The organism is Kitasatospora sp. NPDC101176, from assembly GCF_044768035.1.
Taxonomy (GTDB): Bacteria; Actinomycetota; Actinomycetes; order Streptomycetales; family Streptomycetaceae; genus Kitasatospora.
Map to the genome: position 1 here is coordinate 263730 of NZ_JBIWPA010000008.1, position 12094 is coordinate 275823.

Genomic DNA, 12094 nt, shown 5'->3' on the forward strand with positions numbered 1-12094 from the left:
CCGGGGCGGGGGGGCGGCCCCCCCCCCGGGGGGGGCGGGGGGGGGGGGGGGGGGGGGGGGGGGGGGGGGGGGGGGGGGGCGGCGGCCCCCCCCCCCCCCCCCACGCCTGCTCGCCGCCGCGGGCTACCCGGCCGCCGTCGGCTGGCGCAGCGGGGCCGCCGGGGCCTGCGGGGCGCGCTCGTCGAGCGCCCGCAGGATCGCCTCGACGCTCTGCTTGGCGTCCCCGAACAGCATGCTGCTGTTCTCGCGGAAGAACAGCGGGTTCTGCACGCCCGCGTAGCCGGAGGCCATCGAGCGCTTGAACACGACCACCTGCTCCGCCTCCCACACCCGCAGCACCGGCATGCCGGCGATCGGGCTGGCCGGGTCGTCCATGGCGGCGGGGTTGACGGTGTCGTTGGCGCCGATGACCAGGACGACCGAGGTCGCGGCGAAGTCGTCGTTGATCTCGTCCATCTCCAGGACGACGTCGTACGGCACCTTCGCCTCGGCCAGCAGGACGTTCATGTGGCCGGGAAGGCGCCCGGCCACGGGGTGCACGCCGAACCGGACCTCGACGCCGCGCTCGCGCAGCCGGCGGGTCAGCTCGGCGACCGGGTGCTGGGCCTGGGCCACGGCCATCCCGTAGCCGGGGGTGATGATCACGGAGCCGGCTCGGGCGAGCTGTTCGGCGGTCTCGTCCGCGGTGATCTCGCGGTGCTCCCCGTCCTCCTCGGCGCCGCCCGTCGGGGCCTCGATGCCGAACCCGCCGGCGATGACCGAGAGGAACGAGCGGTTCATCGCCCGGCACATGATGTACGACAGGTAGGCGCCGGAGGACCCGACCAGCGCCCCGGTGACGATGAGCAGGTTGTTGTCGAGCAGGAACCCGGCGGCGGCCGCGGCCCAGCCCGAGTAGCTGTTGAGCATCGAGACGACGACCGGCATGTCGCCGCCGCCGATCGAGGCGACCAGGTGCCAGCCCAGGGCGAGCGCGAGCACGGTGACCGCGATCATCGGGCCGAGGTCCGGGCTGACGGTGAACCAGACCGTCAGCCCGGCGAAGGCGGCCAGCGCGCCCAGGTTGAGGAGGTTCTTTCCGGGCAGCGTCAGCGGTCGCGAGGCGATCCGGGCGGACAGCTTCAGGAAGGCCACCAGCGAGCCGGTGAAGGTGACCGCGCCGATGAAGACACCGATGAAGACCTCGGCGTGGTGGATGCCCAGCAGCTCGCCGGGGACCCGGGTCTGGGCCGACCCGTGCGCCTCGACCTCCAGGTAGCCGTTCCAGCCGACCAGGACGGCGGCGAGCCCGACGAAGCTGTGCAGCACGGCGATGAGTTCGGGCATCTGCGTCATCTCGACCCGGCGCGCCCGCCACAGGCCCGCCGCGCCGCCGAGCGCCATCGCGAGGACGATCAGCGCGATGGCGCCGGCGCTGATGCTCCGGGCCGCCACCACCACGGTCGCGACCAGGGCGAGGGCCATGCCGGCGATGCCGTAGACGACGCCGGCGCGGGAGGTCCGGTGCTGGGACAGTCCGGCCAGGCTGAGGATGAACAGCAGGGCGGCGACGAGGTCCGCGGCGTGCGAGGCCGTCGTGGCGGTCATCGGGCTCGCCTTTCGGGTGAGGTGGACCGGGCGCCGGCCGGCCCGGGGGAGGCCTGGGCGGGGGAGGCCGGCCCGGGGGAGGCGGAGAACATCGACAGCATGCGGCGGGTGACGGCGAAGCCGCCGAACACGTTGACACTGGTCAGCAGCACCGCCACGAACGACAGTGCGGTCACGACCCGGTTCTCGTGCCCGATCTGCCACAGGGCGCCGATCACCACGATCCCCGAGATCGCGTTCGTCACCGACATCAGTGGGGTGTGCAGGGCGTGGTGGACCTTGCCGATCACGTAGTACCCGATGACCACCGCCAGCGCGAACACCGTGAGGTTCTCGGCCAGCCGGGCCGGTGCGGCGGCGGTCGCGAGGAAGGCCGCCAGCATGCCCAGGCCGATCAGGCCGAACCGCACGGCCGGGGTGAGCCGGGGCCGCCCGGCCTGCGGCGTGGCGGGTGCGGTCGCGGCGGCCGGTGCGGCGGCGGGGGCGGCCGACACGGCCACCGGCGGCGGTGGCCAGGTGATCTCGCCCGCCCGGACCACCGTCACGGCCCGCTGGACGGCGTCGTCGAGGTCGAGGACCAGCAGCCCGTCCTTCCCCGGGGTCAGCAGCTTGAGCAGGTTCACCAGGTTGGTGCCGAACAACTGCGAGGCCTGGGCGGGCAGTCGGGCGGCCAGGTCGGTGTAGCCGATGATGGTGACGCCGTTGTCGGTGACGATCGTGCGGCCCGCCACGGTGCCCTCGACGTTGCCGCCCTGCGCGGCGGCCATGTCGACGATGACGCTGCCCGGCCGCATCGCCGCGACGTCCGCCGCGGTGATCAGCCGCGGGGCGGGGCGGCCCGGGATCAGCGCGGTCGTGATGACGATGTCCACGTCCCCGGCCTGCTCGTGGTAGAGCGCGGCGGCGGCGCGGTCGTAGTCGGCGGAGGTCGCCTTGGCGTAGCCGTCGGTGCTCGCCTCCTGGGCGACGTCCACGGCGAGGTACTCGCCGCCCAGCGACCTGACCTGGTCCGCGACTTCGGGCCGCGGATCGGTCGCGCGGACGATCGCGCCCAGGCTGGACGCGGCCCCGATGGCGGCGAGTCCGGCCACGCCGGCGCCCGCCACCAGGACCTTCGCCGGTGGCACCTTGCCCGCGGCGGTGACCTGGCCGGTGAAGAACCGCCCGAACACGTGGGCCGCCTCGATCACCGCCCGGTACCCGGCGATGTTCGCCATCGAGCTGAGCACGTCCATCGACTGCGCCCGGGAGATCCGGGGGACGGCGTCCAGCGCGAGCGCCGTCACCCGGCGCGCGGACAGCGCCTTGAGCAGCTCCGGGCTCTGCGCCGGTGCGATCAGGCCGACGAGGACGGCGTCCTCGGCCAGCCGGCCGATCTCGTCGGAGGAGGGGGCGTTGACCTTCAGCACCACCTCCGCCGCCCAGGCGTCGCCGATGCCCGCGCCGGCTTCGCGGTAGGCCGCGTCGGTGAAGCCGGAGGCGCTGCCGGCCCCCGATTCGACGACGACCCGGTAACCGAGTCCGAGCAGGGTGCGCACCGTCGCGGGGGTCGCCGCGACGCGGGTCTCCCCGTGGGTCGACTCGGCGACCACGCCGATGCGCTGGGGTGGGTGGTGGTGCGGGACCTGTGCAGCCATTGTCCGGTGTCTCTCCTTCATCGGAGGGCAACGCTGACGGGGCGTCTGCGATCGGGGCGGAAACCCCGCCCGTCGGTCGCTGGAACGTACACCTACCCAGCCCGCGCGCCGAGGCGTCGAAGCAGTGACGAGCCTCACGGCCCCGTCCGCACCTGCCTCGTGCGCCTCCGCACCGCAGGCCGGGTTGCTCCATCAGGGGGGGCGCGGTGCCGCCGGAGCACGCCCCCGGAAAGGACGGCCGCCCGCCCCGCCGGGGGCCCGCCGAGGCGGTCCGGCCGACTTCGGACCACCGACCGGACCGGCCGTCGTGTCGGCGCCGCGCAGGCTGCCCGCCGCCGGTAACGTCCCTGCCCAGGGCCCCCTTTGAACCGGAAGGCGACGACGTGTCGGACTCGGCGAAGCAGTACATCTTCGGGATGCTGGACTCGGACGGCGACGGGGTGATCTCCCACGGCGAGTACCTCGCGCGGGTCGACCGCGCGGCCGCGGCCACCGGACGGGACCCGCAGCACCCCCTGGTCGCCGCGGCCCGGGAGGCCCACCGGGAGGTGTTCCGGCAGATGGACGCCGACGCCGACGGGCGCGTCACCTTCGAGGAGTACCGCTCCTGGGCGGGCCACGAGGCGTTCGAGCGGTCCTGCCGCCCCGCGCTCGGCTCCCTGTTCGACCTCGCCGACGCCGACGGCGACGGCCGGCTGACCCGGCAGGAGTTCACCCGGCTGAGGGCGGCGACCGGCAACACCGAGGACGGTGCCGCCGCGGCCTTCGACGCCCTCGACGAGGACGGCGACGGCGCCGTGGACCGGGCCTCCTACCTGGCGGCGATCCACGACTTCCTCACCACCGGCGCCTCCCCGATGGCCGACGCCTACGGCGGCGCCCGCCCGGGGGCGCCGCAGCTGCCCGTCCGCTGACCGGCCGGCCGGGGTACGGCCCCGGCGTCGTGCGCGGAGCCGCGTCCGGCGGCCCGGACGGCCCGTCGCGCGGACGGGCTCCGCCGCCGCGCCGCCCCTACGGCGCCCGCCCGACCGCCCGCCCGGCCGCCGTAGGGTGGTGGGCCTCGGCGACGGAGGGGTTGGCGTGGTGGGGACGATCATCGGGACCGCGGGCGGGTGGGCGCCGCTGGCCGCACTGCGCGCGCGGCTGCTGGCGGAGATCAACGCGACGGTGCACGGGCAGGACCTGCACCTGGAACGGTACGACCGGCCGACCGGGGACCAGGGCCTCTTCGGGCCGGCGAGCGTCGTGTGGCGGGTGCACGGGCACCCGGCCGGGATGCTGGTGGGCGGGTTCGCCGCGCTGCTGCTGCAGTCCCTGCACCCGCTGGCGATGGCCGCTGTCGACGCGCACTCCGACTTCCGGGTCGATCCGACCGGGCGGCTCCACCGGACGGCCCGCTTCGTCACCACCACCACGCTGGGCTCGACGGCGGCGGCCGAGGCGGCGATCGCGGCGGTGCGGCGGATCCACCCGCGGATCCGCGGGACGGCGGCGGACGGCCGCGCCTACCGCGCCGACGATCCGGAGCTGCTGACCTGGGTGCACACCGCCGAGGTGCTCTGCTTCCTGGCCGGGCACCAGGCCTTCGCCGCCACCGCGTTGTCCGCGGCCGAGTGCGACGGCTACCTCGCCGAGGCGTCCCTGGTGGCCGAGCGGCTGGGCGCCACCGCGATACCCCGCTCCCGGGCCGAGGCGACGGCCTACCTGGCCCGGATCCGGCCGGAGTTGACGGTCACCCCGGCCGCCCTGGAGGTGCTCCGGCTGCTGCGCGGGTTCGGCCGCAGCCGCCGCGAGCGCGCCGCCGTCCGGCTGCTGACGAACGCCTCGATCGGGTTGCTGCCCGGCTGGGCGAGGGACGAACTCGGCGTGCGGCGGCCCCGGTTGGTCCGCTCCGGGTGGGACCGTCCGCTGGCGCGGACCGGCGGGCGGGTGATGGTCTGGGCCTGCGGGCCCTCGCAGATCCGGGCCGCCGCGCACGCGCGCGCCACCGCGCGGCCGGAGGGCGCCCCCCGCGGCGCCGTACCACCGGCGGCCGCACCCGCCGCCGCACCCGCCGCCCCCGCCGCGCCAGCCGCACCCGCCGTCGTGCCGCCCGCGGACCGGCCGGCCGCGGGCGGGTCCGCGGTGGGCTGAGCCGCCGGGCCGCCGGAATTCCGATTTCCTGACGCACGGTCAATTCCGGAAATGCCCGGTGGGGAATTCTGCGCCCGGATGATCATTCCGCCGGGATGGTCGCCGTACGCAAGCGCGGCGTCACCGGAATCGCGGAAATAACGATTGGATCCGGGGGGTGTCCGGAATTCCGGACGGGGCCTAGGCTGCGGCGCGTGTCGATCCTTCGAAGATTTCGCGCTTCCGGTCCGCGTCTGCGTCCGGAACTCGACGACGTCAAACTGGGCCGCGTGCGGCGGCAGCTGAAATCGTCCGGCATGCCCGGCCAGGACGCCATTCAGGTCGACCAGGTCGAGCGGCTCCTCCAGGAGACCGGTAAGGACTGGGACCGCCGGACGCACCGCATGGTCGTGCTGGCCGAGGTCGCCGCGCCGTCCGCGCTGGCCCGGACCTGGCGACTGCGGCGCCCGGCCGGCGCCGACCCGCTGGTCTTCGAGGCGTGGGTCGAGCTGGTCCGCGGCCGGCATGCGGGCCGGATGGAGGACGCCAGGGCCGCCGCCGAGAACTGCTACCGCGCCTCCGACCTCGCGCCGGACGACCCGACCCCGTGGGTCGTGCTGCTCGGCATCCTGCGCCTGATGCGCGCCGACTCGCGCGAGCTGTTCGCCGTCTGGCACGAGGTGACCACCCGCGACAGCTGGAACCGCGAGGCGCACCTGGAGATGCTGCGGTACCTCTCGCCGGAGGAGTGCGGGTCGCGCAGCAGCCAGATGGACTTCGTGGAGTCCGTCCGGGCCGCGGTGCCGGCGAACGCGCCGGCCGTCGGCGTGGAGCTCACCGCGGTCGTCGACGAGCACACCCGCACCACCGCCAAGGGCGGCGTGGAGGCGCTGCTCGCCCGCCGGCAGTGGACCGGGGTGCGCGCCGCCCGGGTGCTCGACGGCGCCCTGGCGACCTGGACCCGGCCCGGGTACCTGCAGCACGCGGCCGCCCAGGCCGACCTGAACCTGCTCGCGTTCGCCCTGGTGCAGGCCGGCCGGGGGCGCGAGTGCACGGGCGCGTTCCAGTTGCTCGGCGACACGGTGACCGACTGGCCGTGGGCGCTCGACGGCGACCCGCTGGAGCAGTTCCGGTACTGGCAGGCCAAGTCGCTGGCCTGACACCGGTCGATCGGCCCGGTGCCGTCCGCCCCGGTGCCGTCCGCCCCGGCGTGCCCCGGCCGGCGACCGTGTCGCCCGGACGACGACGGCGTCGCCTCGCCCGACCGCTGTTACCGGCCAGTAATTTGGCTGATCGACAACTCCTCTGAGCAATCGTCAGATCGCTAGGCTCCCGGCAGCCCAGTGGTTCGGACAAGCACAGACGGAGCAGCGATGGAACGATCCCACCCAGGCCGCGCACGCCGGACCGTGAGCGCCGTCCTCACGGCGGCGCTCGCCCTCGGAGGGGCCGCCGTCGCCGGGCCCGCCGGTGCGGCCGCTCCGCCGGCCGCCACCCCGGCCGCGTCCGGGGCCCCGTCCCCGGCCGTGTCGGGCGTCGACTCCTTCCGGCTCGCCGACATCCCGGCGCGGGACGGCGTCGTCCTCAAGGCGGACGTGTTCACCCCGGCCCCCGGCGGCGCGGGCACCGACGCCCGGGGCCGCCACCCGCTGGTGGTGCAGCCGGCCAGCTGGGGGCAGCACGACCTGGAGTACGTCGCGCAGGGCCGGGCGCTCGCCGCCCGGGGGTACGTCGTCGTCACCTACACGGTGCGGGGCTTCTGGGGCTCCGGCGGCCAGGTCGACGTCGCCGGGCCCGAGGACGTCGCCGACGTCTCCACGGTGATCGACTGGGCGCTCGCGCACACCCCGGCCGACCGTGAGCGGGTCGGCATGGTCGGGCTCTCGCTCGGCGGCGGCCTCACCCTGCTCGGCGCCGCCTTCGACCCGCGGATCAAGGCCGTCGCCTCGCTGAGCGGCTGGGCCGACCTGACCGACTCGCTGTACAGCGGGCGGACCCGCCACCTCCAGGCCGCCGCCGTGCTCGCCGGGATCCAGGCCCCGACCGGCCGGCCGGGCCCCGGGTTCACCCGGGTCCTGGACGACCTCTTCGCCGACCGGGACCTCCCCGACGTGGTCCGCTGGGCGGACACCCGGTCCCCGGCCCGCTACCTGGACCGGATCAACGCGAACGGCACCGCCGTCCTGCTGGCCAACGCCTGGGGCGACAGCTTCTTCAACCCCGGCCAGATCACCGACTTCTACCAGGGGCTGACCGGGCCCAAGCGACTCGAACTGCGCCCCGGGGACCACGCGAGCCAGGAGTTCACCGGTCTGCTCGGACTGGACAACGCCACCTGGGACAGCGCCCGTGCCTGGCTCGACCAGTACGTCATGGGCGCACCGGCCGCCCCCGACCGGTCCGGCCGGGTCGAGCTGGAGGTCCGGCCCGCCGGCGCGCACGAGACCCACCCCGACTGGCGGTCCGTCAGCTCTCGCACCGACCGGCTCCCGCTCGGCGCAGACTCCCTCGGCGCCGACACCCCCGGCGGCCCGGCCGACGCCCCCGAGTGGCGGACGACCGTGCTCGGCGACACCGCGTCCGGCGCCGGCGGCGGCGTCGCCCTGCTGTCCGGGCTGCTCGACCAGCGGGTGCACCAGCCGCCGACGGTGCTCCTCCCGCTGCTCGACCGCTCCGCCGCCGTCGTCCGGCAGTCCCCGCCCTACCCGCAGGGCCTGCAGGTGCGCGGCGCAGCCCGGGTGCACACCACCGTCACCGCCTCCAGCCCGCGGGGGACGGTCGTCGCCTACCTCTACGACGTGGGCGCGCTCGGCGTCGGCCGGCTGATCTCGCACGCGCCGCAGAGCTGGTCCGGCCGGGTGCCCGGGCAGCCGTTCCCCCTGGACGTCACGCTCTTCCCGACGGCCTACGACCTGCCGGCGGGCCACCGGCTCGCCGTGGTGCTGGGCACCCGGGACGCCCTGTACGGGGGCGACACCCCGCCGGGCGGCACGGTGACCTTCGGGTCCACGGCCGCCGACCCGTCCGCACTGGTGCTCCCGCTGCGCTGACCGCGGGAACGGTCCCCGGCCGCGCCTCCGGACGGGACGGCCCGGCGGCGCGGCCGGTCAGTGCTCCGGGGCGAGGTAGCGGCGCCCCGCTATCTGTTCGAAGATCAGGTTGGTCCTGGTCTGGGCGACGGCCGGGTGGGTGGTCAGGTTGTCCACGACGAAGTCGCGCAGGGACTCCGGGCCGGCGACGCCGACGTGCAGCAGGTAGTCGTCGGAGCCGGCCATGTGGAACACCGCCAGCACCCCGGGCAGGTCGGGCGCGGTGCTGCGGAAGCTCTCGTTCTGCTCGCGGGTGTGGGCCCGCAGCCGCACCGAGATCATCGCCTGCAGGGGCAGCCCGATCGCCGCGGGGTCGACGTCGGCCCGGAACCCGCGGATGATGCCGCGCTCCTGGAGGGTGCGGACCCTGGCCAGACAGGTGGACGGGGCGATGCCCACCGCCTCGGCGAGGGCGTTGTTCGGCATCCGGGCGTTGTCGGCGAGCGTGCGGATGATCGCCCGGTCCACGTCGTCGACCGGGCCCCTGCGGCCCTGCGGATTATTCGGCATGGCGCCCAGGATCCCAGGCGATTCCGCCGATCCGCAAACCACGACGGCCGTCCACCGAATCTTCTTCGGGGGATCTTCCGCACCGGGCCGGAAAGTTCCATCCTGGCCGCGAGCGGCGAACGCCCCTCCGCCGTTCCCCGCGCCGTGGACCGGCCGGCCAGCGATCCTGGAGTGCCCTACCCATGAGCCCGACCGCCACCTTCGCCGCCGCGCCCGCCGTCGACCCGGGCCCGGAGCTGGACGGACGCGCGTTCGTGCTCCCCACCGGCGGTCTGGACGACGACCAGCGCCTGCGAGCCCTCGACACGGTCGACGAGTACCTGTCGCGCAAGCGCGAGCACCTGGTCGGCTACCAGGCCACCCAGGACATGCAGGGCTGCGCCCTGGACCTGGCCCGGTTCATGCCGAACAACATCAACAACCTCGGGGACCCGTTCCAGAGCGGCGGCTACAAGCCGAACACCAAGGTCCTGGAGCGCGCGGTCCTCGACTACTACGCGGCCCTGTGGAACGCCGAGCGGCCCCACGACCCGGCCGACCCCGAGTCCTACTGGGGCTACATGCTCTCCATGGGCTCCACCGAGGGCAACATGTACGCCCTCTGGAACGCCCGCGACTACCTCAGCGGCAAGGCCCTGATCCAGCCGCCGACCGCACCGTTCGACGCGCTGCGCTACGTGCAGGCCGCGCCGGACCGGCACAACCCCAACGCCCACCGCCCGGTCGCGTTCTACTCCGAGGACACCCACTACTCCTTCGCCAAGGCCGTCCGGGTGCTCGGCGTCGAGACCTTCCACGCCGTCGGCCTGGAGAAGTACGCGGACGAGTGCCCGCTGGTCGACCCTGCCACCGGCCGCCGCGAGTGGCCCACCGAGGTGCCCTCCGCCCCCGGCCCCTCGGGCGGCTCCTGGGACGGCCCCGGCGAGATCGACGTCGACGCCCTCGCGGTGCTCGTCGAGTTCTTCGCCGCCAAGGGCCACCCGGTCTTCGTCAACCTCAACCTCGGCAGCACCTTCAAGGGCGCCCACGACGACGTCAAGGCGGTCTGCGAGCGCCTGCTGCCGATCTTCGAGCGGCACGGCCTGGTCCGCCGCGAGGTGGTCTACGGCACCGACCCGCGCACCGGCGAGCCGCTCGTCGACCTCCGCCGGGGCTTCTGGATCCACGTCGACGGCGCCCTCGGCGCCGGCTACGCGCCCTTCATGCGGATGGCCGCGGAGGACCCGGCGTACGGCTGGACCCCCGAGACGCGGCTGCCGCAGTTCGACTTCGGCCTCCGGCTGCCGACTGCCGGGCACGGCGAGGTGGACATGGTCTCCTCGATAGCCATGAGCGGCCACAAGTGGCCGGGCGCGCCCTGGCCGTGCGGCATCTACATGACGAAGGTGAAGTACCAGATCTCGCCCCCGTCCCAGCCCGACTACATCGGCGCGCCGGACACCACCTTCGCCGGCTCCCGCAACGGCTTCTCCCCGCTGGTCCTCTGGGACCACCTGTCCCGGCACTCCTACCAGGACCAGGTCGACCGGATCCGCCGCGCCCAGGAGCTCGCCGACTACCTGGAGCGCCGCCTGGTCGCCATGGAGTCCGAGCTCGGCGTCGAGCTCTGGCCGGCCCGCACCCCGGGCGCCGTCACGGTGCGGTTCCGCAAGCCCAGTGCGGAGCTGGTCGCGAAGTGGTCGCTGTCCTCCCAGGACGTGCTGATGGTCCCGGGTGACGAGTCCACCCGCCGCAGCTACGTGCACGTCTTCGTGATGCCGTCGGTCGACCGGGCGAAGCTCGACGCCCTGCTGGCCGAACTCGCCGAGGACCCGGCCATCCTGGGGCTGCCCACCCGTCAGGTCTGACGGCTCGGGGGCCCGGGCCCGGTTCCGCCGGGCGTCCGGGCGGCCGGGGGCGCGGGTGGGTCGGGGCGCGGGGCCCGGCGGCTCACGGGCCGTCGGCCGCAGCCCCCGCTCAGATGCGTTCGGCGGACCAGTGGGGATCGCGGCCGGTGAGGGCCAGCAGCTCCTCCTGGGCGTCCGCCCCCGGCGGGGCGACCCGCGGAGGATCGAACATCCCGGTGCCGGCCAGGTTGCGGTAGCCCTGGAACTCCGCCAGCGCGTACGGGGCGGCGCCGCGCGGCATCCGCCCGCTCTCACCCAGCGCCCGCGCCAGGTCCCAGGCGTGTACGACGGTCTCCGCGGTCAGCTCCCGGGCGTACCCGCCGGCGTCGCGCACCCCGTACGGCAGGTGCACCAGCAGGTCCGGGGCGCCCGGCCGGTACAGCGCACGTATCGCGCTGCTCACCGCCATCTCCCACACACCGGCCGGGTTGAGCCCGAGCACGTCGCCCTCGAAGCGGTGGCCGATCTCCTCGGGGGTGTAACCGGCCACGGCCTGGCAGACCCACAGGTGCTGCGCGGCGAGGTGGTTGACGAGCCCGCGTACGTCCCAGGCCTGGCAGGGAGTGGGCGCCGTCCATCGATCGTCGGGAACCGCTCGTACCAGCCTGGCCACCTCGGCCCCCGCCGCGGCGTACTGCGAGCGGACCTCGGCGTGGAACCCGGATGGGTGTGGACATTCCATCGCCGGGCCTCCTTTTCCTGCCCTGATCACTCCCAGTAAACAACTACCGGGCGTGACTCGCCAGGCCTGCGGGCCCCGGTTCGTTCGACGACGCCCGCACTCGATCACATGGTCACCCAGAGTGCCCGGCTGCCCCCGAACCGCCATTTGTCCTGGGCGCCGGGGAGGAGTAGTGTTACCAAGTCGCTCGACAGGGAGCACCGGACACGCATCGGCGCGGACGGTCCCGGGGCGGCCAATCCTTCGAAACACCACTTCCCGGCTCGGGCTGGGTCGCGCTTTGTCGCGGCTCGGTGCGTATTCGGCGTGCTCGTTTTATCGGATTGCGGCCGGATTCGCTTTTCGGAGCGGGAATCGGCTAGAGTTTGAAACGTCGGACGGGGCGTCAAACCCCGTAAGGCGCCGGCGAGTTGGATGACGAAGCCCCCGGAAAACGGAGCGGAAAACATCTGATAAGCTGGGAACACGAAAGAACGAAGCGCCCGGAGGGCCTGCCGGAAGGCAGACCGAAGGAAGTGTCCGTTCCTTGAGAACTCAACAGCGTGCCAAAAGTCAACGCCAGATATGTTGACATCCCCGGCCTCAGGTTTC

9 protein-coding genes are annotated in these 12094 nt (G+C 74.4%); 5 read left to right on the top strand and 4 right to left on the bottom strand.

The window, feature by feature from the left end:
- Positions 1-123: 123 nt before the first annotated feature.
- Positions 124-1587 carry a Re/Si-specific NAD(P)(+) transhydrogenase subunit beta gene (pntB, locus tag ACIRS1_RS15385; protein WP_402839654.1) on the bottom strand — a complete coding sequence of 488 codons (1464 nt, stop codon included), beginning with the start codon at positions 1585-1587 and terminating at the stop codon, positions 124-126.
- Positions 1584-3224, bottom strand: a complete 1641-nt coding sequence (locus ACIRS1_RS15390) for a Re/Si-specific NAD(P)(+) transhydrogenase subunit alpha (RefSeq protein WP_402839657.1) — start codon at positions 3222-3224, stop codon at positions 1584-1586. The genes pntB and ACIRS1_RS15390 overlap by 4 nt, the downstream gene beginning before the upstream one ends.
- Positions 3225-3607: 383 nt before the next feature.
- Between ACIRS1_RS15390 and ACIRS1_RS15395 the strand changes: the two genes are divergently transcribed.
- From ACIRS1_RS15395 to ACIRS1_RS15410, 4 genes are all read left to right on the top strand, one after another.
- Positions 3608-4138, top strand: coding sequence for an EF-hand domain-containing protein (locus ACIRS1_RS15395; protein ID WP_402839659.1), 531 nt, complete (start codon positions 3608-3610; stop codon positions 4136-4138).
- Between the two features lie 166 nt (positions 4139-4304).
- Positions 4305-5357, top strand: a complete 1053-nt coding sequence (locus ACIRS1_RS15400) for an oxygenase MpaB family protein (RefSeq protein ID WP_402839662.1) — start codon at positions 4305-4307, stop codon at positions 5355-5357.
- 296 nt (positions 5358-5653) lie between these two features.
- Entirely contained in the window at positions 5654-6496 is an 843-nt protein-coding gene (locus ACIRS1_RS15405) for a hypothetical protein (protein ID WP_402839665.1), read from the top strand.
- Positions 6497-6709: 213 nt separating this feature from the next.
- Positions 6710-8386: a CocE/NonD family hydrolase gene (locus tag ACIRS1_RS15410; protein WP_402839668.1), complete on the top strand. Its 1677-nt coding sequence runs from the start codon at positions 6710-6712 to the stop codon at positions 8384-8386.
- Between the two features lie 57 nt (positions 8387-8443).
- Here the strand turns inward: ACIRS1_RS15410 and ACIRS1_RS15415 are convergent, their stop codons facing one another.
- Entirely contained in the window at positions 8444-8935 is a 492-nt protein-coding gene (locus ACIRS1_RS15415) for an Lrp/AsnC family transcriptional regulator (RefSeq protein ID WP_360223335.1), read from the bottom strand.
- Between the two features lie 182 nt (positions 8936-9117).
- Here ACIRS1_RS15415 and ACIRS1_RS15420 point away from each other — a divergent pair, with 182 nt between their 5' ends.
- Positions 9118-10782, top strand: coding sequence for a histidine decarboxylase (locus ACIRS1_RS15420; protein WP_402839671.1), 1665 nt, complete (start codon positions 9118-9120; stop codon positions 10780-10782).
- Between the two features lie 109 nt (positions 10783-10891).
- Here the strand turns inward: ACIRS1_RS15420 and ACIRS1_RS15425 are convergent, their stop codons facing one another.
- Positions 10892-11503 carry a TIGR03086 family metal-binding protein gene (locus ACIRS1_RS15425; RefSeq protein ID WP_402839674.1) on the bottom strand — a complete coding sequence of 204 codons (612 nt, stop codon included), beginning with the start codon at positions 11501-11503 and terminating at the stop codon, positions 10892-10894.
- Positions 11504-12094 lie beyond the last annotated feature (591 nt).